This is a genomic window from Yersinia antarctica (assembly GCF_056636475.1).
The window spans coordinates 4,622,216-4,645,303 of the sequence record NZ_JBSJQF010000001.1 but is presented as its reverse complement, the minus strand read 5'-3'; the positions used below and the strand labels follow the sequence as shown (position 1 = coordinate 4,645,303).

Below are 23,088 nucleotides of genomic sequence, written 5' to 3'. Positions count from 1 at the left end.
GTGCTATGGCTCACAGAACGACTGGGTTTACCAGAATATCAGGTGTATTGAACATTGAGCAATTCCGGTCAAAGGATGTCATCAGTCATGATTTACAAGGTCATGCTATATCGAGCCACGCTATGCCGTTAGACAATAGCTGGTTAACGCGTGAAGAGCAGTTTGCTGCTTTTGTTAACGGGCCGCTGTTAGATTTTTGGCAACAGCGAGATGAGGATGAGTTTATCGGCGTCGATGATATTCCGATTCGCTATGTCCGCTTTCGTGCACCACAACACACTCGAGTGGTGGTGGTGGTGCCCGGCCGCATTGAAAGTTACGTTAAATATCCTGAAGTGGCTTATGATCTGTTTCAGCAAGGCTATGATGTGATAGTGCTGGATCATCGTGGGCAAGGGCGGTCGGGTCGCTTGCTTGAGGATGGTAACCGTGGTCATGTGATTAAGTTTGATGATTATATTGAGGATTTTGCGCAGTTAGTGCAGCGCGAAATAACTGATAGCCATTATCAGCAGCGATTTGCCCTGGCTCATTCAATGGGTGGTGCAATTCTAACGCGTTTTCTGGCCAGAGAACCGGATGTGTTTAATGCGGTAGCATTATGTGCTCCGATGTTTGGTATCCACTTACCGATGCCCGGCTGGTTGGCTCACCGCATTGTCGACTGGGCCGAAAGGCATCAAACGCTGCGCGACTATTATGCTATTGGTACCGGCCAGTGGCGGCCACTGCCCTATCTGGTCAATGTGTTAACCCATAGCCGTGAGCGATATCGCCGCTATTTACGCCAATATGCGGATACACCGGAAATACGTCTTGGTGGGCCAACCTATCATTGGATCCGAGAAAGTCTGCTGGTGGGCGAGCAAATTATCGCGCAAGCAGAAAAGATAACCACGCCGGTTCTATTATTACAAGCCAGTGAGGATCGGGTAGTACATAACCCGGCTCATGATGCTTTTTCTCAGGCAATGACTTTGGCAGGACACCCTTGCGAAGGGGGACAACCTAAGAGAGTTCAAGGTGCACGCCATGAGATCCTGTTCGAGCGGGACCAGCTTCGTGCCGAGGCGCTGAGCGCCATATTGCGCTTTTTCGCGCAACATCAATCATCAGTCGGCCATTATGGCTCCGACGCCACCAGAGGTTAGAACATACCGCTATGTATCATGTTGTTGCTTCCGATTTAGATGGCACCCTGCTATCACCTGATCATCTTTTAACGCCATATACTAAAGAAACACTCAAGTTGCTGACGCAGCGCGACGTGCATTTTGTGTTTGCCACTGGTCGCCATCATATCGATGTGGCACAAATCCGCGATAGCTTGGAAATCAGTGCCTTCATGATTACCTCCAATGGCGCACGGGTGCACAACACGGCGGGAGAGCTGATTTTTAGTCATAACCTTGATGCAGATATTGCGCGTGATTTGTACAATATTGAGCACAATAACCCGGATATCCTGACCAACGTCTACCTGAACGACGAATGGTTTATGAACCGTGAAAGCCCGGCACAGAAAGAATTTTTCCGTGAGTCGGTATTTAATTATCAGGTATTTGAACCTGCATTACTGCCAACCGATGGTGTGTGTAAGGTTTACTTCACCTGTGAAGATCATGACAAGTTGTTGATTTTAGAAGAAGCCATCAATGCACGTTGGGGCGATCGAGTTAATGTCAGTTTTTCTTTCCCAACCTGTCTGGAAGTGATGGGCGGCGGTGTCTCTAAGGGGCATGCGCTTGATCAAGTTGCCAAAATTATCGGTTATTCACTGAAAGAATGTATCGCTTTTGGTGATGGTATGAATGACCTGGAAATGCTGTCGATGTCTGGCAAAGGCTGCATCATGCGTGATGCGCATCAACGGCTAAAAGACATGTTACCGAATCTGGAAGTGATAGGTTCAAACGCCGATGATGCAGTACCACACTATTTGCGTAAGATGTTTTTAGGAACAGATAACTAACTGATTTACCGAAGTAAATTAAATTTTTCGTAAGCGAAAAAGTGGCGCATTAAACATAATTGCGCCACTGGTTTATTCCGTTATCTCAGAGCATCAACTTACTGGTGTTGCCCCTGTTTTTGCAGGAACTGCACACCTTGATCCGGGAAGTCAGTAAACACCCCGTCAACCTGCGCTTGATTGTAGATAATATCGAATAGCTGATTGACGTTAGTCGTGTATTTCGGCAGCTTATCCGCACGGATGGTGTACGGGTGAACCATCATATTGTTGGCATGCGCATCTTTGACCATATTGGTCAGCTTGATGTTATCCGGCGTAGAGGTTTCAACCACCAGCATATGGTAGTCAGGGCCGATGCCATCGGCATACTGTGCTACTTGCTTCATCGCTCCTGGCTTGAACATCCAGTCGTAACTGTAATTGACCCATTTGCCATCAGGTTTCTGTTCGTAGGTTTCATTCCAGTCGGTATAAGCCACCAGTTGGACCAGTTTCAGGTCCATACCCATCTTCGGTTCCAGCTCGTTTTTGATGCGTTTTAATTCATTGGCATCAAAGCATTGCAGATAAACTTTATCGCCCTTGGTGGTGTAACCGTACTGTTTCAGTACTTCCAACACCTTGGTTGAGATGTCTTTCCCTTCTTGTTTATGGAACCACGGTGCTTTTATTTCTGGGTAAATCCCAACGTTTTTACCGGTCGAATGATTCAAACCTTGAACAAATTCAATCTCTTCCTGGAAGGTATGTACACGGAAGTCAGATTTGCCCATCGGGAAACGGCCCGGATAGCTCTGCACTTTCTTACCATCTTTATCAATATCAAAGCCTTCGGTAAATTTCAGTGATTTAATTTCTGGTAGCGTAAAATCAATGGCGTAATAGCGGCCATCTTTGCGTGCGCGATCGGGGAAGCGCTCAGCCACATCGGTCACGCGATCCAGATAATGGTCGTGCAGAACCACCAACTCATTATCTTTGGTCATCACCAAATCTTGTTCAAGATAATCCGCACCTTGTGCGTAGGCCATGGCTTTAGCGGGCAGTGAATGCTCCGGCAGATAACCACTGGCACCACGATGTGCGATGACAACTTTGCTTGCCGACGGTTTGGTGACTACTGATGACTGCTCGGTGGCCTGAGCCATACCGGTAACTGAGGATGCCAGAATAATACTCGCCAACAGGGTTTTGATGTGGGTTTGCATTGATAGTGCTCCATTTATCAATCTCAGGGTATGAAAAAGGCTATGTCGCTATAAATCCATCAATAACGACACAGCCTGAAAAAACGTAACTAGATGAACTTATAAGCCCTGTTTTCTAGCCAGCTCTGCGTGATGCTTTTTCTCACTAAACATCACAACGATCAGTAACAGAACAGCCAAGATACTGCCGCCGATCATGACCATAAAGCCGCCGTCCCAACCGAAGTAGTCCACGGTATAACCGACGATGGCACTCGCTGCTACCGAGCCGCCCAGATAACCGAACAAGCCGGTGAAGCCCGCTGCGGTCCCTGCTGCTTTTTTCGGTGCTAATTCAAGCGCATGTAAGCCAATCAACATTACCGGGCCATAGATCAGGAAGCCGATGGTGATCATACAGGCCATATCGATACCTGGGTTACCGACCGGGTTCAGCCAGTAAATGATGGTAGCGATAGTCACCAGAGTCATAAAGAACACACCGGTGGCCCCGCGGTTACCTCTAAACACTTTGTCGGACATCCAACCGCACAACAGCGTCCCTGGAATACCAGCGTATTCATACAGGAAATAAGCCCATGAGGATTTATCCAGTGCGAAGTGTTTCACTTCTTTCAGGTAGGTCGGTGACCAGTCGAGGATGCCGTAACGCAGTAAATAAACAAAAACGTTAGCAATTGCGATGTACCACAACAGTTTGTTGGGCAATATGTATTGCATGAAGATCTGTTTAGCGGTCAGTTCTTCTTCTGCTTCTTCACTGTAGTCGTCTGGATAGTCGTTTTTGTACTCTTCAATCGGCGGCAAGCCCACGGATTGAGGGGTATCACGCATCAGACCAAAGACAATCAATGCCACCAGAATGGCACCAAAAGCAGGCATGTAGAGTGCAGCTTTCCAGTCGTTAAACCACGCCATCCCCAGCAGGAACAGTAATGGTGGTAAGCCACCACCGACGTTATGGGCGCAGTTCCAGACTGACACGATACTGCCGCGTTCCTTCTTCGACCACCAGTGCACCATAGTACGGCCACATGGCGGCCAACCCATACCCTGGAACCAGCCACATAAGAACAGCAGCACGAACATCACGGCGATACTAGATGTTGCCCAAGGCACAAAGCCCATAAACAGCATCACGGCGGCGGCGAGAATCAAACCGGCAGAGAGGAATATCCGTGGGTTAGACCGGTCAGAAACCGAACCCATGATGAATTTTGAGAAACCGTAGGCAATAGAAATACCCGATAACGCGAAGCCCAGATCCCCGCGAGAGAACCCTTGTTCGATCAAATACGGCATGGCGAGAGTAAAGTTTTTACGCACCAGATAGTAGGCGGCGTAACCGAAAAAGATGCCCATAAAGATTTGCCAGCGTAGGCGGCGGTAGGTGGGATCAATCTGTTCTGCTGGAAGCCGGGCCTGATGCGGCGCGGGCTTAAAAATACTCAACATGAGTGCCTCCGATGGCTTTTTTGTAGTTTTTGACCCCGGTATAGCCTGGTATCTACCCGGTAGTTAAACGGCTAACTTGCTGTCGTTTATGTTCCATAACGAGCGCCATGCTAGATAAATTCGCATAACTTATCTGTGAGTGATGGCTCATTTGTTACAGTTATATGAAAGCGGCGGCAATTTTGAGCGATTGGTTAACATTTTGAAACCCACAATGACAAATTACCTGTGACTTTGATCACAATCATGGTTTTTAAACACCACATTGCTTTCGTTTTTCGTTCGTTTTTGTTCCTTATCAAACAATAACCTTAAAGATTGTGGCTCAATAGACGCATAATTAGCCGCCAGGCGGCTGTCTGATAATGTGGGGTCCTTCATGACGAACAGTTCTCCTTACACAGAAACGGATGTCATCATCATTGGTGGTGGTGCGACCGGTGCCGGGATTGCCCGTGACTGCGCTCGCCGTGGTTTAGCCTGTACGCTCTTGGAGAGGCATGACATTGCCACTGGTGCGACTGGCCGTAACCATGGCTTGCTACACAGCGGCGCACGCTATGCGGTAACTGATGGCGAATCTGCCCGCGAATGTATTGAAGAAAACCGTATTCTGAAACGTATTGCACGCCATTGTATTGAGCAAACGGATGGCCTGTTTATCACGTTGCCGGAAGACTCGCTGGAATATCAGCAGCAATTTATCGCGCGCTGCCAGGACGCCGGTATCGAGGCCGAAGCCATTGATCCAAAGCTGGCCTTACGGCTGGAGCCTGCTGCTAATCCGACATTGATTGCTGCCGTCCGCGTGCCAGATGGTACCGTCGATCCCTTCCGTTTAACTGCCGCGAATATGCTGGATGCGCGTGAGCACGGTGCGAATGTACTGACTTATCACGAAGTTATTGGCTTGCTACGCCACGGTGATAGGGTGAGCGGCGTGCGCGTTTTCGATCATAAGAATCAGCGCCAGTATGATATTCATGCACAAATAGTGGTCAACGCTGCGGGGATCTGGGGGCAACATATTGCTGAATATGCTGATCTTCGTATCCGCATGTTTCCGGCAAAAGGTGCTCTGTTGATCTTGGGTCATCGGATCAACAACATGGTGATCAACCGCTGTCGTAAACCGGCTGATGCTGATATTTTGGTTCCGGGCGACACCATCTCATTGATCGGGACGACCTCAACCCATATTGAATACGATCAAATCGATAATATGGTAGTAACGGCACAAGAGGTGGATACCTTAATCCGCGAAGGATCAAAACTTTCACCCCAGTTGGCGCAAACGCGCATCTTACGTGCTTACGCCGGTGTCAGGCCGCTGGTTGCCAGTGATGATGACCCGTCGGGGCGCAATGTCAGCCGTGGCATTGTGTTACTGGATCATGCTAACCGCGATGGTCTGGAAGGTTTTATCACCATTACCGGTGGCAAGCTGATGACCTACCGTCTGATGGCGGAGTGGGCAACAGATAAAGTGTGTGAAAAATTAGGTATTACCGCAGCCTGTACCACCGCCCAAGCGCCACTACCCGGTTCACAGCAATCAGCGGAGCAAACTCTCAGCAAAGTCATTTCTCTGCCTGCCAGTATTCGTGGCTCAGCGGTTTATCGCCATGGGGATCGCGCGACACAACTATTGGCCGGAAACCGGCTGGATAATAGCCTGGTGTGCGAATGCGAGGCAGTGACTGCCGGCGAAGTGCGCTATGCGATTGAATCGCTATCGGTCAATAACCTACTGGATTTACGTCGTCGTACCCGTGTTGGCATGGGGACCTGTCAGGGTGAACTCTGTGCCTGCCGGGCCGCGGGTTTACTCAGCCGCTTTAAAGTGACCACGCCGCAGCAATCCCGTGAACAGCTGGTGCAATTTCTTAATGAGCGTTGGAAAGGTGTGCGCCCGATAGCTTGGGGCGATGCTTTGCGGGAGAGTGAATTTACGCACTGGGTCTATCAAGGGCTGTGTGGTCTGGATGACACCCCGCCTGCGGCCAACGTTCAGGAGAAACCAGATGAAATTTGATGTCATTATCATCGGTGGTGGCTTGGCTGGTCTGGCGTGCGGTATCCGCCTGGCTGAGCAAGGCAAATATTGTGCGATTGTCAGCGCTGGGCAAAATGCGCTGCACTTTTCCTCCGGCTCTTTGGATCTATTGGCAAAATTACCGGATGGGCAGGCAGTCAGCCAGCCATTATCCGCACTCGCGACCTTGGCTGAATTAGCGCCTGAACACCCCTATAGCAAGATGGGGCAAGTGGCACAAGTGGGTGAATTAGCACAAGAAGCTGAATCCCTTTTACAGCGGTGCGGCCTGAAATTGGTGGGCAGCGCGGCGAAGAACCACCTGCGGCTTACGCCGTTGGGCAGTTGCCGGCCAACCTGGCTCAGCCCGGCGGATATCCCGGTTGCACCATTGGAAGGCCCGCTGCCGTGGCAAAAAGTCGCGGTAATTGGTATTGAAGGTTTCCTCGATTTCCAACCACAAATGGTTGCCAGCGCCTTACAAGAGCAAGGTGTTGATGCGACGCCAGATTATCTGCATTTACCGGCGCTTGATCGTCTGCGGGATAACCCTAGCGAATTTCGTGCGGTCAATATTGCTCGTGTGCTGGATTTACCAGAAAACCTGCAACCGCTGGCGGATGAGTTATCCCGTCTGTCATCAGCAGCAGAAATGATTTTGCTGCCAGCTTGTATCGGGCTGGATGTGTCTGCGCCACTGGAAGCATTGCGAGCCGCAGTCGGGAAACCCATTCAACTGCTGCCGACGCTACCACCGTCGTTACTTGGTATGCGATTACATCAGGCTCTGCGCCATCGCTTCCAGCAATTGGGGGGCATTGTCATGCCCGGTGATGCGGTATTACGTGCTGAGCTGGTGGGGGACCGGATTACTGGGCTTTATAGCCGTAACCATGGCGATATTCCGTTGCGTGCCGCCCAGATGGTGCTGGCCAGCGGTAGCTTCTTTAGCAATGGGTTAGTGGCCACTTTTGAGCATGTTTACGAACCGATACTGGATCTGGATATTTTATCGCTACCGAACCGTGCCGACTGGAGCCGCAGCAATATGTTTGCGCCCCAGCCTTATCTGCAATTTGGGGTTAACACTGATAACCGGTTACGGGCGCTACGTGGGGGTATTGCACTGGATAATCTACATGTTATCGGTGCGGTACTGGGGGGATACGATCCGTTGCAACAAGGCTGTGGCGCAGGGGTTTCACTAACCAGCGCACTGTTTGTTGCAGAGCAGATTGTCAACGCAATGGAGGTGACATTATGACGTGGTTACCGCAGAACGGAGACAGCAACACTTTTTCTCAGAATCAACATTTGCCGCAGGATAAACACTTGGCACGGGATAACAGTTTTGAAAGTTGTATTAAGTGTACGGTGTGCACCACTTATTGCCCGGTCGCCAAGGTTAACCCGCTTTATCCGGGGCCGAAGCAGGCTGGCCCTGATGGTGAGCGCTTACGTTTGAAAGATCCGGCACTGTATGACGATGCATTGAAATATTGCACGAACTGCAAACGTTGCGAAGTGGCATGCCCGTCCGATGTTAAAATCGGCGACATCATCCAACGTGCTAAAGCCAGTTACAGCAGCAATAAACCCAAACTGCGCGATGCGATCCTCAGTCATACCGATATCATGGGCACCCTCTCAACACCGTTTGCACCGGTAGTGAATGCGGTCACCGGTTTGAAACCGGTGCGTGCCTTGTTGGATAAAGCGCTGAAAATTGATCATCGGCGTGAATTACCAAAATACTCGTTTGGTACCTTTCGCCGCTGGTATCGTAAACAAGCTGAAAAACAGCAGCAATATAGCGAACAGGTGGCATTTTTCCATGGCTGCTTCGTAAATTACAATCATCCCCAGTTAGGTAAAGATTTAGTCAGTGTATTCAATGCGATGAACATTGGCGTTCAATTACTTAAACGGGAAAAATGCTGTGGCGTACCCCTGATTGCTAATGGATTTATTGAGCAGGCGAAAAAACAGGCACGGGTGAATCTGGAATCCCTGACTGATGCGGTTATCGGGCGGGATATCCCGGTAGTAGCAACTTCATCAAGTTGCACCTTTACCTTGCGTGATGAGTATCCGCACTTGTTAGATGTTGATACTGCACCCGTGCGCGACAAAGTGGAGTTGGCGACACGCTATCTCTACCGCTTATTGGATCAGGGGCGCGACTTACCGTTGAAAGCGCTGTTCTCGGCAAACAATACGCCGTTGCGTATTGCCTATCACACACCTTGCCATATGGAGAAAATGGGCTGGACGGCCTATACCCTGGCTTTGCTACAGCGTATCCCCGGTATTGAGCTGGTGGTATTGGATTCGCAGTGTTGCGGGATTGCCGGAACTTACGGTTTTAAATCAGAGAACTACGCAACATCGCAAGGGATTGGTGCCTCACTGTTCCAGCAAATCGAGGAGAGTGGGGTTGATTTGGTGATTACCGATTGTGAAACCTGTAAGTGGCAGATTGAAATGTCGACCAGCAAAAAATGCGAACATCCCATCACTTTATTGGCACTGGCTTTAGCTTAATTTTGGAAAAGGATAATGCAGGCAGAGCGCTGATGAGCCGCGCTCTGTTAAGGAATACTATTTTAGCTTGAGCGTGCTAATAATCGATTCGGCTTCAGTCTGAGCTTGCTGCTGATTATCTGCGGGCAGCGTAATTTGTATTGTCATCAAATGGTTATCGACTTTACCCATCAACACAGACGAATAGGCTTTCTGGCCGCCACTGGTAATAATGCTATCTAACTGCTGGAACGGTTGTCCGTCAATTTTAATGGCTTTATTGGTGACGACTTGCAGGTTAGCATCACGGGCGCGTTGCTGGTCTGCTAAACGCGTTGTCAGTACTTCCAGTTCTTCATTGGTGTTATCACCTAAAATCACGATAACTGCTTTATCGCCGGTTTTATTGGCGTAAACGTGCATGTTATTCGCTTGATTGCCCATCTTTCCGCTTTGATCAGACAAGTCTGCCGGCAAGCTGAAGGCCACTTTGCCTTCCAGCAGGCTGACCGGTTGGCCCACGTTACTATTGCTGTTGCCATCACAAGCACTTAATCCTGCAACCAACAGACCGACAGCAAGAAATTTGGTTATTTTATGCATGGGAATCCCTTTATTGATGATTAATATCCCCTTGTTACTTGAACTTACAGGGGGTTAGTGACACCCCTGCAACGCCAACTAATCTGGGTATGGCCTTATCGCACCTTATTCAGACGCTAAAAGCAATCTATTGTTCAGTGGCAGTAGCCTGCTTTAGTGCTTGCTGTTCGGTCTGTCGGGCAAAATATTTCAGCAATACATTGAGCATCACGCCATAGGCGGGTAGGAAGAACAACATGCAGATCAGCAGCTTAAAGCTATAATCCACCAAAGCGATTTCTACCCAGTTTGCAGCCATAAATGGGTCAGTACTGCGATAGAACGCAATAAAGAAGAACGCCATGGTGTCACTGATATTGCCAAAGAACATGGCAGCAGTAGGGGCAACCCACCAGGCACTGCGCTGACGCAGGCGGTTAAATACCTGAACATCCAGAATCTGGCCGAGTACATAGGCCATAAAGCTGGCAATCGCGATACGGGCTACCACCAAGTTAAAGCTGGTTAATGCCGGTAACCCCTGCCAACTCCCCTGATAAAACAGGGCTGAAATCAGATATGAAATCAGCAACGCTGGCACCATAACCGACAGAATGATCCGGCGCGCCAAAGGAGCACCAAAAATCCGTACAGTCAGGTCAGTGGCAAGGAAGATAAACGGAAAAGTAAAAGCGCCCCAAGTGGTATGAAAACCGAAGATAGCGATCGGTAATTGCACCAGGTAGTTGCTGGAGGTAATGATGACAATATGGAATAGCGACAGCCATACCAAAGCGGTCATCCGCTGTTGGGCAGTAAACGAAAACATAAATGTGACCTTTTTGGTTATTGGGGTGAGGGAACCCAAACAGAATGTGCCGCAATTTCTGCGACGCGGCGGCATAATACGCGTTTGCGCAACGAATGCAATGGCTAATTTTAACGCAAACGTTAGCGTCGCTTGCGCCTAAAAATCGACGGGGTAAACTATCCGCCTTCGCACACGGGCTTATATTTTATCTTTATACTGCTAGCAAACCCATAACGACCAACAAGAGACTCACCATGACCGATATTTTTGCCAATCCAGACAAAACACTTGATGCACTGGGCCTGCGCTGCCCTGAGCCGGTGATGATGGTGCGAAAAACGGTCCGGCACATGGAAGATGGCCAAACTCTACTAATTATTGCTGACGACCCTGCCACCACCCGCGATATTCCCGGTTTTTGCCGTTTTATGGACCATCAGTTGTTGGCACAAGATATCGGGCAGACGCCGTATCGGTATTTAGTCAAGAAAGGGGCAAAAGCGCAGTAACACCCGCCTCTGCCCCAATTATCAGAACCGATGCTTGATTCAAACATCCCGCTTGCGCAGTAGCCGTAACGCATTGGCTGTTACTAAGGCGGTAGCACCGGAATCTGCTAATACTGCCAACCAGAGACCGGTTAAGCCCAGTAGTGTGGTAACCAGGAAGATTCCCTTTAGGCCCAGTGCGATAGTAATGTTCTGGCGGATATTGGCGTTGGCCGCCCGTGATAACAGAATAATTTCTGCTAATCCGGTTAACCGGTTGTGGGTCAACGCGGCATCGGCTGTTTCCAATGCCACATCGGTGCCACTACCCATGGCAATACCAATACTGGCTGCTTTCATCGCCGGAGCATCATTGATGCCATCACCGACCATCACCGTAGGTTGTGCCGCATTCAATGCCATAACCGCTTGCACTTTATCGGCGGGCAGTAATCCGGCGCGGTAATCAATCCCCAATTCACCGGCAATTGCCGCTGCGGCTCGTGGATTATCGCCAGTGAGCATCACCCCCTGAATACCTAACTTCTTCAGCGCATCAATGGCTTGCCTGGCATCAGTTCGTAACGTGTCACGTAATGCCAATAAACCAATTAGCGTTTCATCTTCCAGCACGGCGACGGCTGTTTTACCGCTGCTTTCCAACTGGTCGAGCTGTGTTTGCCACTCAGCAGTCAATAACTGTGGGGGCAACTTACTGGGGGCGCTGACGCGCACCGTCAGACCATTAACCACACCTTCAACACCCACCCCCGCCAGAGCTCGACGCTCACTCGCCAGTGGCAATATTGGGGTGTTTTGCTGTGCGCGTTGCATAATAGCGATCGCTAACGGATGGTGGGAGCCAGCTTCAACGGCGGCGGCCAACGCTAACAGGCGGGTTTCACTCACACCGGCTATAGGCAGAATATCGGTAACTTTAGGTTTGCCCTCGGTCAGGGTGCCGGTTTTGTCAAAGGCAACCGTTTGAATTCGGCCCAACTGCTCCAGTGCTGCCCCCCCTTTGATCAATGCACCACGGCGGGTTGCCGCCGCTAATGCAGATGTAATTGCCGCAGGTGTGGAGATAACCAACGCACATGGGCAACCTATCAGTAATAGTGTCAGGCCGCGGTACAGCCAGGTTTCCCAAGGTTCGGCGAAAGCCAAAGGCGGTACTAACATGACCAGCGCTGAAAGCAGCATGATCGCTGGCGTATAAATACGACTGAAGCGGTCAATGAAACGCTCAATGGGTGCTCGGCGTTCTTCTGCTAATTCAATTAGTTGCAGAATACGGTCAATAGCATTATTGCCGGGTTCTGAGATAACTCGCATTTCAGTGGCGCGATCGACCGATAAGCTCCCGGCCGCAACTTTTTCGCCTTGCTGACGTTCAACAGGGATAGATTCTCCGGTGAGGGCGCTTTCATCGAAACTGGCAAAAGGGGTCATTAGTTCGACATCTGCGGGTAAGCGGCCACCGGGCGAGATTTCGATGATATCGCCGGGGCGCAAACTGGCGACAGGAACCTGCCTACGCTCACCGTCTTTTAACAACAGTGCCTCTTCTGGCACCAGTGCCATCAGGGCAGTTACCCCACGGCGTGCACGGTTTGCGGCATAAGATTCGAGCAGTTCGCCGACCATAAACAGCAGTAATACCATGGCCGCTTCAGCGGTTGCGCCAATAAACATCGCCCCGATAGCTGCCACGCTCATCAAGGTTTCAATGGCGAAGGGAGTCCCAGAGCGGATAAGCTTCCAGGCTTTGGCGGTGATCGGGATCAGACCGACAATGGTGGTTGCAGTGAAGGCAAACTCACTTAGTTCAAGGCTGAATAACGAGATCCCCCAACTGATAAGCATCAGTGTGGTTAATAATGCGATAGGTAAGTATTCGCGCAGGCGTGATTCTGGCGCAGCGGCTTTACTTCCTGCGCTTGATTGGGTATCGACCAGAGTGAATCCAGCCTGAGTGACTGCATTCACGACTTGAGGGCGGATATCTATGCGTGCATCAACCACTAATTTTTCTGTGGCAAAGAGGACTTTTGCATTTTCAATCCCGACCAGATTACTGACGGCATTTTCAATTTTTCGGGCACAGCTTGGGCAGTCCATCCCTTTGACCTGCCAACTGAAGCGCTGGTTATCTGCAGATATCGCTGGCGCGAGTATGTCGCTTTCGTCATCACCCTCATCGCTTTGGCCCTGACTACAGCAACCCCCATCATTATGTGAGTGTTCACTCACTGAGTCTGAGCTGTCATTGCTGGCACTGGTTGTTTTCTGGCTGCTGCAACCGGTTTGTTGTTTGGCATGAGTGTGACCACAGCCACAGTTGTTGTGTGTATCCGTTGGATGCTGATGTTCAGAATGTGAATGCATGGTGCCTCCTGGAAAGCATGTAACAGGTATTGCAGCACTCTACACCTTGGAGTCAACTCCAGAGTCAAGAGGGAAATGAGAGTAATTGCTAAATGGGATTTTTGCTACCTGGCAGGGTATGACTAAAGTGAGCGTATCCAGCGCATTGAAATGCGCGCCCCTTTGGTGGAGCACGCAGCTCAAACGGCTAAAAACGTATTGCGGTACTGATTTAGTTACAAATACAGCGACCGGACAATCAGGAAATGCCCGACAAAGTAGCAGCCAGCGACAATTGCATCTGAAGCCCGGAATGAAAAACGATAGCGATTCAGTAGCCAAATGCTATGCGAAACCAGCAGTAACACGGTACCTGCCAGCAGAGAGAAGCTTAAATCTGTGCTGCGGGCAAAGTATTGTTCGCCCGCCATCCAGACCATCAGTAACGTCATGCCAACGAAAGCGATCACTGGCCAGCGCATATCTTCCAGCCGTGTCCAGATAGTGGCTATCAGTAATGCGCCAATCACGATCAAAACCAATGGAAGAGGCCAGAACAGCGTGAATGTCATCTGGCTGGCAAAACTGATGGTATAGAGTAAATGGGAAAGGAAGAATGCGCCCAGAGCATAAAGTAAGCGCTCACTGGGTAGCAGTAATAATGCATCAGCTACCAGAGTCGCAAGTAAGCCCAAGACAATGAGATAGCCGACAGGACCAAGAATAGGTGCTTGCCAGGCAAGTAACAGTAAAAGTAACAGGGTGACAGGTTTGAATACCCAACGCTGCCAGCGTGGGCCTCGGTAAGTTGCATCAACAAACAACCAACCAGAAAAAAATACGGCAAGGAATGGCCAGCTCATTATTTATCCTTTTTTCTATGCAGGTTTTAGTGAAAGTACCTGTGTTGTAATGATAATCCGTAATGCTAATGACTCCGAGTATACATTCATCAAGTGTAAGGGATGGAAGCCAAGAGCGATAGCGACGCTATTGTGATTTGCATGATTTGTGCCACTTAATGCGTAACAGTCCGCATAATCAGATTTAGCGGCACCATCCGCCAGCGGAGATCTTGGTGTTGTTTGGCCCACATGTTATGTTAAGGCCGATTTCCTTTCGCTAAATCAAGGGATAGAGGCAGTAGCGCCATGGCCAATGAACAATTGCTTTATCGTATTCAATTTATAAATAACGGTAAGAATTATCAGCTCTATGTCCGTGAGGTAGGCCCGAGTAACTTGTTTGGGTTTATTGAAATTGCTGATTTTGTCTTTGATAGTCAATCAACATTGCTGGTGGACCCTTCAACTGAAAAACTGAAAACAGAATTTTCAGGTGTTAACCGCAGCTATATTCCTCTTCATTCGGTGATTCGTATCGATGCCGTGACGGAAAAGGGCAGCGCTCGGATCTCTGAATTGGGCAGTAATGTGATGAGTTTCCCCTATCTGCCGGGCAATAAGTCCTGATGGGTAGTGTATGAATAAACCTCCGTTATTATTGATTGCTGTGGTGGTACTGATAGCCGTATTGGCGACCCGTCAGTATTGGCAAAAAAAACGGCAGGATACAGAAAATGACCGAGCGCTGGTGCGCAGTTTACAAGTTGAAGTCATTAATAAACGAGAAGTATTAGCGCCCAATCGTCGCTCAAGGCAGCGCGAAGAAATTGTCGCAGAAGAAAAACGCTATGAAGTTACTTTCCAGCCACTTATCAGTAGTATTGAGGTGAAAAGTAACCGTGAAATCAAAGTGATACTGCCACAGCAGGCGTATAATAGTATTGTACAAGGCGCACAGGGAACGTTACGTTTACAAGGCTCCCGCTATATTGGTTTTACCCCGACGTCAGTCCCCGACTAAATCTGTCGCCAAATAAGTCAGCCTGCAATCAACAATTTGCCGCTACAACCAAGGTATATCCAATAGACTTGAAGTTGCAGGCGGCAGATAAGTTTATTTTTTAGGCAGTGATGGTTGCTTCTTTTGCCAGGCCAGTAATTCAAAGACACCGAACACAAAGATTTTAAGTTGCTGCAAGCCACTGATCGGTTGATCTTTAGGTTGTGTAGATTTGAGTAGAACCAGTTGCAAACCATGCATCAAAACCATAAATATCATGGCAACATTAATAAAGTATCTCAATGGTTTAGGGAAGGGTTGGAACAGATTTAGCAGTAAGAAAAACCATACCCCTAACATCAATAACCGGCCGAGATTAATCCACATGGTGTTGCTCCAGTTCTTCCGCTGATACAGCGTGTTGGTGAGTCTGTTCATTACGAATATAGAGACGATAGGCCACTTGACCGGCAATTTTCTCGCGATGTAACTGCCAACTGCCGGGGACATCCGCAGCGGCACTTTCAGCCTCAGCTTCAACGTAAATCCAAGCCTGTTCTGCCAGCCAGTTATATTGCTCCAGCAGTGTGATGGTTTCAGCTAACAAGCCTTTACGGAAAGGGGGATCAAGGAATACCAGATCAAAAGGCTGCCCCGGTTGAGCCAGCCACTGCAAAGAATTGGTATTCACTACTTGACCATTCTCGGCACTCAATAATGCCAGATTGCTGCCAAGTTGCTTGGCGACATGCCGATCGGCTTCTAATAATATGGCTTCACCGGCATAACGGGATAGCGCTTCCAGCCCCAATGCGCCGCTGCCAGCAAAGCAATCCAGACACCGGGCACCCTGAATCATCGGTGCCAGCCAGTTAAACAGTGTCTCTCTGACCCGGTCAGTGGTTGGGCGTAGCCCTGGGCTATCAGGCACGGGCAATTTACGGCCTCGCCATTTGCCACCAATGATGCGGATCTGCCCCGCTGCCTGATGTACCGCCGGTTTTGCGCTAGATCGTTGGGTTGTCGATCGTGTTGTAGGTCGTTTTGCCATAGATTGCTTTGCTTGAAAGTTGGTCAGTATTGCAGCGCTGAATAAAAGAGTTAATCGCTATTCTACCTACGACTGCTGTGTGGGGGAAACGTTAAACCTTTGTTGACTGAATTCACAATAGAAACCAGCATCGTGCGCGTGTTGCTGTTCAGGGGAAAGTGATAGACTTGCAAACTATTATCTTATTTTATGCAAACCCGAAGTCATAAGGGTAAAGCCATGATTAAACCGCGAGGAGTGTAGTCGCAAATGGCAAAAGAAAAAAAACGTGGTTTTTTTTCCTGGCTGGGCCTTGGCCGTCAGAATGAAGAACAACCAACAGAGCCATTGGCTACTGAAAAAGAAGGTGTTGCTGAGCATGCTGAAGAGCAAGCCATCAGTGAGAAACAGATTGAGATAGCATCTGAGCATCCACCTGTTGAGGTAGAAGAGCATGTCACTGCCGCACCGGGTGAATGGGATAGCGCCGTTGTCAGTGAAGCCGCGGCTGAAATTCTGCCTGAGCTGGATGTAGACCCTACAGCGCAGGGGGTTGAAGAACCGATAGATTTCTCTTCTGATCCTCAGTATTTACAACATCATTTCTCACAACATGAGAATGAAGACGATAATGTTGCTCAATGGGATGAAGGCACCGTCAGTGCGCCAGAACTGCCATTGACAGAAGATAACCTGGTTCTCGATGTCTCTACGCCACAAGCTATTGTGGAAGAGCCGTGGGTCGAGGTTAGCGGCGAAACAGCAGTAATTGAAGAAGAATTTGAGTCACAAACAGAGCTTGAAGCGGTAAACGAAATTGTGCCGGTAGCGGTTCAGGAACAAGAACGCCCAACCAAAGAAGGTTTTTTTGCTCGTTTAAAACGCAGCTTACTTAAAACCAAGCAGAATCTTGGCTCCGGTTTTATGGGGCTGTTTAGTGGTAAGAAAATCGACGACGATCTGTTTGAAGAGTTAGAAGAACAGCTCCTGATCGCCGACGTTGGCGTCGAAACTACCCGTAAAATTATTACCTCTCTAACCGAACATGCCAGTCGTAAGCAGCTAAAAGATGCCGAAGCGTTATATGGCAAGCTTAAAGAGGAAATGTCTGAAATTCTGTCTAAAGTAGACAAGCCATTGGATGTCAGTGGCAAAAATCCCTTTGTTATCTTAATGGTTGGCGTTAATGGTGTGGGGAAAACTACCACCATCGGGAAACTGGCGCGTCAATTCCAGGCTGAAGGTAAATCTGTCATGCTGGCGGCGGGTGATACTTTCCGCGCGGCTGCGGTAGAACAACTGCAAGTTTGGGGGGATCGTAACAAGATTGCCGTGGTGGCACAGCATACCGGTGCAGACTCTGCTTCGGTGATTTTCGATGCTATTCAGGCAGCGAAAGCCCGAGGTATTGATGTGCTGCTGGCGGACACTGCCGGGCGTTTACAAAATAAAGCCCACCTGATGGAAGAGTTGAAGAAGATTGTCCGAGTGATGAAAAAGCTGGACGGCGACGCCCCCCATGAGGTTATGCTGACGTTAGATGCCAGTACCGGACAAAATGCGGTGAGTCAGGCGAAACTGTTTAATGAAGCAGTCGGTCTGACCGGAATTACCCTAACTAAACTGGATGGTACCGCCAAGGGCGGGGTGATTTTTGCCATCGCAGATCAGTTCGGAATCCCAATCCGTTATATCGGTGTTGGGGAAGGTATAGAAGATTTGCGGCCATTTAAGGCTGACGATTTTATTGAGGCTCTTTTTGCCCGAGAGGACTAATACGGATGATTCGCTTTGAACAGGTCAGTAAAGCTTATCTGGGCGGACGACAGGCGCTCCAAGGGGTCGATTTTCATCTGCGCCCAGCGGAAATGGCGTTTCTGACCGGCCATTCCGGTGCAGGGAAAAGCACCCTGCTGAAACTGATTTGTGGTATCGAGCGCCCCAGTGCCGGTCATATATGGTTTGGTGGTCACGATATAAGTCGCTTGAAAAACCGAGAAGTACCTTTCCTGCGTCGCCAGATCGGGATGATCTTCCAGGATCATCACCTGTTGTTGGACAGAACGGTATATGACAATGTCGCTATGCCATTGATTATTGCTGGTGCCAGCACTGAAGATATTCGCCGCAGAGTATCCGCAGCACTGGATAAAGTAGGGTTGTTGGATAAGGCGAAAAACTTCCCAATTCAACTTTCCGGCGGTGAGCAACAGCGTGTAGGCATTGCTCGGGCGGTAGTGAATAAACCGGCAGTATTACTGGCTGATGAACCGACGGGTAACTTAGACGATGCATTATCCGAAGGTATTTTGCGTTTGTTTGAAGAATTTAACCGTGTGGGCGTTACCGTGTTGATGGCAACCCACGATACGTCGTTGATTGCCCGGCGGCGCTACCCGATTCTGACATTGAGTCAGGGGCGGATGTTAGGAGCGCATCATGGCGAATAACGCACAGAAAGCAAAAACCAAAGCGCTAAAAGGCGGTTGGCGTGAACAGTGGCGCTATTCGTGGGTTAATGCCATTGCCGATATGATGCGCCAGCCATTGGCGACACTGTTAACGGTGATGGTGATTGCCATTTCGTTAACACTGCCAAGCGTATGCTATATCGTGTGGAAGAACGTCAGTCAGGCGGCAGATCAATGGTATCCAACCCCACAACTGACGGTCTATTTAGATAAAGCACTGGACGATAACGCAGCTGAGAACGTGGTGACTACGCTGAAAGCGGAAGCAGGTGTGGAGAAGGTTAATTATCTGTCGCGGGAAGAAGCGATGGGTGAGTTCCGCAACTGGTCCGGTTTTGGTGGAGCGCTGGATATGCTGGAAGAAAATCCGCTGCCCGCTGTTGCCATCATCACCCCTCAATTGGATTTCCAAAGCTCAGGGACGCTGGATACCCTGCGTGATCGGGTTAGTAAGGTGGAAGGGGTGGCTGAAGTCCGCATGGATGATAGCTGGTTTGCCCGTTTGGCCGCGCTGACAGGCCTGGTCGGGCAGGTCGCGGCCATGATTGGTGTTTTGATGGTGGTTGCCGTGTTCCTGGTAATTGGTAACAGTGTGCGTCTGAGTATCTTTAGCCGCCGCGATACTATCAATGTTATGAAGTTGATTGGTGCAACGGATGGGTTCATTCTGCGGCCGTTCCTGAACGGCGGGGCAATGCTGGGATTTGGTGGTGCGGTGTTATCTCTGATCCTATCAGAAGGGCTGGTATGGAAGCTTGGCTCGGTGGTTACGCAGGTGGCAGCGGTGTTCGGTACCCAATTTACCTTACATGGCTTGAGCTGGGATGAGTGCCTGTTGCTGGTGTTGATCTCTGCCATGATCGGCTGGATTGCAGCGTGGCTGGCAACGGTCCAACATTTACGTCGATTTACACCGCAGTAAAGAATGTTTGTTATACTCTTTCCCTGCGGTGTTGAACTAAAGCAGGGAAAGAGGTATTTGCTGTAGTGAATTCCATCTACACTTCTTGATCCGCTTGACCGGTTATCTGCTAAGATCCAGAGTCAAAAAGTGTGATCTAGTATGAACTTTTACGGCAATAACCAGTCCAATAACACAGTGAAATGATAATGTGCCCAGCGCTTGAATCTGTTTAAGCAGATGCTAAAATATCTGCGCTGAGACAAAACTGCACTAAACATGCAATGAGAGGGTTTTGAATGACCAAAGAAATGCAAACTTTAGCCTTAGTACCCCAAGGTAGTCTGGAAGCCTATATTCGGGCCGCCAACGCCTATCCGATGCTGACCGCAGAGGAAGAACGGGAGCTGGCTGAACGGCTGCATTACCAGGGCGATCTGGGAGCGGCTAAACAGCTTATCCTGTCTCACCTGCGCTTTGTCGCTCATGTTGCCCGCAACTATTCCGGGTATGGTTTGCCACAGGCTGACCTTATTCAGGAAGGTAATATTGGCTTGATGAAAGCGGTTCGCCGTTTTAACCCTGAAGTCGGGGTACGTCTGGTGTCCTTTGCGGTACATTGGATCAAAGCAGAAATTCACGAATATGTTCTGCGTAACTGGCGAATTGTCAAAGTCGCAACCACCAAAGCTCAGCGTAAATTGTTCTTCAACCTGCGTAAAACCAAGCAGCGTCTGGGTTGGTTTAATCAGGATGAAGTCGAGCTGGTTGCCAAAGAACTGGGTGTGACCAGTAAAGATGTTCGCGAGATGGAATCACGCATGTCCGCACAGGATATGACATTTGATCCATCTCCAGATGACGAAGCACGTGATGGCCAATCCATGGCGCCGGTCCTGTATTTACAGGATAAAACCTCTGATTTTGCTGATGGCATTGAAGAGGATAACTGGGATAACCATGCGGCAGATAAATTGTCTTATGCGTTGGAAGGATTGGACGAGCGGAGCCAGCATATTATTCGCGCCCGTTGGTTGGACGATGACAACAAGTCAACGTTGCAGGAACTGGCCGATCAGTACGGTGTATCTGCTGAACGTGTGCGTCAGCTTGAAAAAAACGCGATGAAAAAATTACGCATGGCGATTGAAGCCTAATACATATACCCAAAACCATTAGCATTGCAGCTAAACACAACTGTGATGTTAGGTTACAACGGGATATGACGTAACATGAAGGGCGATATTATTTATTAATGTCGCCCTTTTGCTTTTTTGGCACTCTTCATCAACAAAATTTATTTAGCAAAACCCGCTTTATCTAGCAAAACCAAATGAGCTGAGATCGCTATTTTATTGATACTGGCTATTTGTGCCAGCCTTGTGTGCCACGGCTAAAACCACAGGCGTGCATAAAACCATCCATCGCCTCATGTTGTTCGGCTATAACCTGCTCATCCTTAAGTTGCCAGTGCTGTACTGTCGGTAACTGACGCTGCGTTTCTTCGATCAAATATAATCCCACGCCACGGCGACGAGTCACCTCTCTGACATACAAATCCTGAAACTCAGCCTGCTGACCATTCACCGTGATTTTGACTGCACCTAATAGACGCTCGTTAAAACGCGCGCCAAACAGCGGCTTACCATCGTTAATCCACTGCTGCCAGAGCGTTGGCTGTTGTTCAGGCCAGATCTTCGCTAAATCGATAAGATCCTGATGAGTAAGGGTTGTTAATCGTTCAATAGTCAGTTTCATCGTCGAGAGACCACAAAAAAGTAAGGGTAATGGGGCTGTGGTTTATTGTACTAGATCACAGACCAGAGCGTTGTGTAAGTTTTTCTGTACGTTCACGGCGGAAAATGTTTTTTCGCTACTGCATTTTCCGAGTTTTACCGGAGTAAAAGATCACATAACCAGCACAACCCACTATCATTTGAGTAAAACCCATTCAATTTAATCCTAATTTTATGCTGTTTACACCGCTTGTTTCTGCTTGTCCTAGTTGATTTGCAGCATAAAACTCCTGTTTAATGACATGAAAAATAAAGTCTTATTAGAGAAATCTATTACTTTTGAGACTAAATCATTATTACTTATGAATAAAACGTTACATTCGATAAAACGTTAAGACCGACACAACAAGCACGTTCACAATGACAGATGGGGAATTCGCGGATGAAATTAACAAAAGGTAAAGTGTTGCTGGCTGGGTGTATAGCAATGGCGATGAGCCACTCTGTACTGGCTAAAGACATTAAAGTCGCCATTGTTGGCGCGATGTCAGGCCCGGTTGCCCAATATGGTGACATGGAATTTACCGGCGCACGTCAGGCTATTGCTGATATCAATGCCAAAGGTGGAATCAAAGGCGATAAACTGGTTGGCGTGGAATACGATGATGCCTGCGACCCGAAACAAGCTGTCGCCGTTGCCAACAAAGTCATTAACGACGGTATTCGTTATGTTATCGGCCATCTGTGCTCTTCTTCAACTCAGCCTGCTTCAGACATTTATGAAGATGAAGGTGTGATTATGATCACTCCTGCTGCAACCAATGCCGATCTGACCACGCGTGGTTACAAAATGATCATGCGCACCACCGGTTTGGATTCTGATCAAGGCCCAACCGCTGCCAAATATATCATTGAGACTATTAAGCCTAAACGTATTGCAGTGGTACACGATAAGCAGCAGTACGGTGAAGGCTTGGCGCGTTCTGTACGTGACAGCTTGAAAAAGCAAGGTACCGAAGTGGTGCTGTTTGAAGGCGTGACCGCGGGTGATAAAGATTTCTCTACGTTGGTGGCTCGTCTGAAGAAAGAGAATGTCGATTTCGTCTACTTTGGTGGTTACTACCCAGAGATGGGGCAGATCCTGCGTCAGGCGAAGCAAGCAGGTCTGACAGCTCGCTTTATGGGGCCAGAGGGTGTTGGTAACTCCTCACTATCTAATATCGCTGGTGACGCTTCTGAAGGCATGCTGGTGACATTACCGAAACGTTATGATCAGGTGCCAACTAACCAGCCTATTGTTGATGCGCTGAAAGCGAAGAAACTTGACCCAACCGGTCCGTTTGTTTGGACAACCTATGCTGCATTGCAATCGCTAACCACAGCAATGGAACGTAGCGGCAGCCAAGAGCCGGCTGATTTGGTCAAAGATCTGAAAACCGGTAAGCCGGTTGAAACAGTGATGGGGCCATTGAGTTGGGATGAAAAAGGCGATTTGAAAGGGTTTGAATTCGGTATTTTTGAATGGCACGCAGATGGTTCTTCAACTGCGGTCAAATAACAATAATATTAGAATCATTAAGTTGTAGGGTTGCTCCCGCAGCAACCCGGCCCCTTTTACCAACTGCATCCCCCCATGTTTCGGGGGGATTTTCCTCTCTGCA

Annotated in this window: 23 protein-coding genes; 13 read left to right on the top strand and 10 right to left on the bottom strand. The window is 48.9% G+C overall.

What is annotated here, in order from left to right:
• Positions 1–122: 122 nt before the first annotated feature.
• Together pldB and yigL are read left to right on the top strand one after the other, a co-directional pair.
• The gene (gene pldB / locus ACWJJO_RS21435; RefSeq protein ID WP_083164008.1) at positions 123–1,151 is read left to right on the top strand and encodes a lysophospholipase L2; all 1,029 of its coding nucleotides are present in this window, start codon (positions 123–125) and stop codon (positions 1,149–1,151) included.
• A gap of 11 nt (positions 1,152–1,162) precedes the next feature.
• Positions 1,163–1,972, top strand: a complete 810-nt coding sequence (gene yigL, locus ACWJJO_RS21430; RefSeq protein WP_083161931.1) for a sugar/pyridoxal phosphate phosphatase YigL — start codon at positions 1,163–1,165, stop codon at positions 1,970–1,972.
• Between the two features lie 98 nt (positions 1,973–2,070).
• Here yigL and glpQ read toward each other — a convergent pair whose 3' ends face one another.
• The 3 genes from glpQ to ACWJJO_RS21415 all read right to left on the bottom strand — a co-directional run bounded on the left by glpQ (position 2,071) and on the right by ACWJJO_RS21415 (position 5,019).
• On the bottom strand, positions 2,071–3,183 hold the full coding sequence (gene glpQ, locus ACWJJO_RS21425) for a glycerophosphodiester phosphodiesterase (RefSeq protein WP_481091508.1): 1,113 nt from the start codon (positions 3,181–3,183) through the stop codon (positions 2,071–2,073).
• A 99-nt stretch (positions 3,184–3,282) separates the two neighbouring features.
• Positions 3,283–4,638, bottom strand: coding sequence for a glycerol-3-phosphate transporter (gene glpT / locus ACWJJO_RS21420; protein ID WP_083161935.1), 1,356 nt, complete (start codon positions 4,636–4,638; stop codon positions 3,283–3,285).
• A 222-nt stretch (positions 4,639–4,860) separates the two neighbouring features.
• The gene (locus ACWJJO_RS21415) at positions 4,861–5,019 is read right to left on the bottom strand and encodes a hypothetical protein (RefSeq protein ID WP_481091507.1); all 159 of its coding nucleotides are present in this window, start codon (positions 5,017–5,019) and stop codon (positions 4,861–4,863) included.
• Between ACWJJO_RS21415 and glpA the strand changes: the two genes are divergently transcribed.
• Genes glpA through glpC form a run of 3 tightly spaced genes read left to right on the top strand, consistent with a single transcriptional unit; the run spans position 5,018 to position 9,217 of the window.
• Complete coding sequence (gene glpA, locus ACWJJO_RS21410; protein ID WP_372569753.1) at positions 5,018–6,673, top strand: anaerobic glycerol-3-phosphate dehydrogenase subunit A; 1,656 nt, start codon at positions 5,018–5,020, stop codon at positions 6,671–6,673. The genes ACWJJO_RS21415 and glpA overlap by 2 nt on opposite strands.
• Positions 6,663–7,937: a glycerol-3-phosphate dehydrogenase subunit GlpB gene (glpB, locus tag ACWJJO_RS21405; protein WP_083161939.1), complete on the top strand. Its 1,275-nt coding sequence runs from the start codon at positions 6,663–6,665 to the stop codon at positions 7,935–7,937. Before glpA ends, glpB begins: the two co-directional genes overlap by 11 nt.
• Positions 7,934–9,217, top strand: a complete 1,284-nt coding sequence (gene glpC / locus ACWJJO_RS21400) for an anaerobic glycerol-3-phosphate dehydrogenase subunit GlpC (protein WP_102970517.1) — start codon at positions 7,934–7,936, stop codon at positions 9,215–9,217. Before glpB ends, glpC begins: the two co-directional genes overlap by 4 nt.
• A 57-nt stretch (positions 9,218–9,274) precedes the next feature.
• On the opposite strand, the gene ACWJJO_RS21395 is transcribed toward glpC, so the two are convergent.
• Both ACWJJO_RS21395 and ACWJJO_RS21390 read right to left on the bottom strand, forming a co-directional pair.
• Positions 9,275–9,799, bottom strand: a complete 525-nt coding sequence (locus ACWJJO_RS21395) for a DcrB family lipoprotein (RefSeq protein WP_083161941.1) — start codon at positions 9,797–9,799, stop codon at positions 9,275–9,277.
• Positions 9,800–9,926: 127 nt separating this feature from the next.
• Entirely contained in the window at positions 9,927–10,607 is a 681-nt protein-coding gene (locus ACWJJO_RS21390) for a 7-cyano-7-deazaguanine/7-aminomethyl-7-deazaguanine transporter (RefSeq protein WP_372560056.1), read from the bottom strand.
• A 236-nt stretch (positions 10,608–10,843) separates the two neighbouring features.
• Here ACWJJO_RS21390 and tusA point away from each other — a divergent pair, with 236 nt between their 5' ends.
• Positions 10,844–11,098: a sulfurtransferase TusA gene (tusA, locus tag ACWJJO_RS21385; RefSeq protein WP_083161945.1), complete on the top strand. Its 255-nt coding sequence runs from the start codon at positions 10,844–10,846 to the stop codon at positions 11,096–11,098.
• A gap of 39 nt (positions 11,099–11,137) precedes the next feature.
• Here the strand turns inward: tusA and ACWJJO_RS21380 are convergent, their stop codons facing one another.
• Entirely contained in the window at positions 11,138–13,465 is a 2,328-nt protein-coding gene (locus ACWJJO_RS21380; protein WP_481091506.1) for a zinc/cadmium/mercury/lead-transporting ATPase, read from the bottom strand.
• Between the two features lie 215 nt (positions 13,466–13,680).
• The gene (locus ACWJJO_RS21375) at positions 13,681–14,307 is read right to left on the bottom strand and encodes a lysoplasmalogenase (protein WP_083161950.1); all 627 of its coding nucleotides are present in this window, start codon (positions 14,305–14,307) and stop codon (positions 13,681–13,683) included.
• A 288-nt stretch (positions 14,308–14,595) separates the two neighbouring features.
• On the opposite strand from ACWJJO_RS21375, the gene ACWJJO_RS21370 reads away from it, so the two are divergent.
• Both ACWJJO_RS21370 and ACWJJO_RS21365 read left to right on the top strand, forming a co-directional pair.
• A complete protein-coding gene (locus tag ACWJJO_RS21370) occupies positions 14,596–14,916 on the top strand; it encodes a DUF1820 family protein (RefSeq protein ID WP_083161953.1) in 321 nt (106 codons plus the stop codon).
• Positions 14,917–14,926: 10 nt separating this feature from the next.
• Positions 14,927–15,310, top strand: coding sequence for a DUF2500 domain-containing protein (locus tag ACWJJO_RS21365; RefSeq protein ID WP_083161955.1), 384 nt, complete (start codon positions 14,927–14,929; stop codon positions 15,308–15,310).
• A gap of 93 nt (positions 15,311–15,403) precedes the next feature.
• Here ACWJJO_RS21365 and ACWJJO_RS21360 read toward each other — a convergent pair whose 3' ends face one another.
• Positions 15,404–15,676: a DUF1145 family protein gene (locus tag ACWJJO_RS21360; protein WP_032906890.1), complete on the bottom strand. Its 273-nt coding sequence runs from the start codon at positions 15,674–15,676 to the stop codon at positions 15,404–15,406.
• A complete protein-coding gene (rsmD, locus tag ACWJJO_RS21355) occupies positions 15,666–16,340 on the bottom strand; it encodes a 16S rRNA (guanine(966)-N(2))-methyltransferase (protein ID WP_083161957.1) in 675 nt (224 codons plus the stop codon). The genes ACWJJO_RS21360 and rsmD overlap by 11 nt, the downstream gene beginning before the upstream one ends.
• A 249-nt stretch (positions 16,341–16,589) precedes the next feature.
• On the opposite strand from rsmD, the gene ftsY reads away from it, so the two are divergent.
• From ftsY to rpoH, 4 genes are all read left to right on the top strand, one after another.
• A complete protein-coding gene (ftsY, locus tag ACWJJO_RS21350) occupies positions 16,590–18,095 on the top strand; it encodes a signal recognition particle-docking protein FtsY (protein ID WP_083161959.1) in 1,506 nt (501 codons plus the stop codon).
• Positions 18,096–18,100: 5 nt separating this feature from the next.
• Positions 18,101–18,769, top strand: coding sequence for a cell division ATP-binding protein FtsE (ftsE, locus tag ACWJJO_RS21345; protein WP_019213191.1), 669 nt, complete (start codon positions 18,101–18,103; stop codon positions 18,767–18,769).
• Positions 18,759–19,712, top strand: coding sequence for a permease-like cell division protein FtsX (ftsX, locus tag ACWJJO_RS21340; RefSeq protein ID WP_481091505.1), 954 nt, complete (start codon positions 18,759–18,761; stop codon positions 19,710–19,712). Before ftsE ends, ftsX begins: the two co-directional genes overlap by 11 nt.
• Positions 19,713–19,990: 278 nt before the next feature.
• Positions 19,991–20,848, top strand: a complete 858-nt coding sequence (gene rpoH / locus ACWJJO_RS21335) for an RNA polymerase sigma factor RpoH (RefSeq protein WP_004391342.1) — start codon at positions 19,991–19,993, stop codon at positions 20,846–20,848.
• A gap of 208 nt (positions 20,849–21,056) precedes the next feature.
• Here the strand turns inward: rpoH and panM are convergent, their stop codons facing one another.
• Positions 21,057–21,449: an aspartate 1-decarboxylase autocleavage activator PanM gene (panM, locus tag ACWJJO_RS21330; RefSeq protein WP_083161963.1), complete on the bottom strand. Its 393-nt coding sequence runs from the start codon at positions 21,447–21,449 to the stop codon at positions 21,057–21,059.
• Positions 21,450–21,869: 420 nt separating this feature from the next.
• Between panM and ACWJJO_RS21325 the strand changes: the two genes are divergently transcribed.
• A complete protein-coding gene (locus ACWJJO_RS21325; protein ID WP_083161965.1) occupies positions 21,870–22,985 on the top strand; it encodes a branched-chain amino acid ABC transporter substrate-binding protein in 1,116 nt (371 codons plus the stop codon).
• Positions 22,986–23,088: the final 103 nt, after the last annotated feature.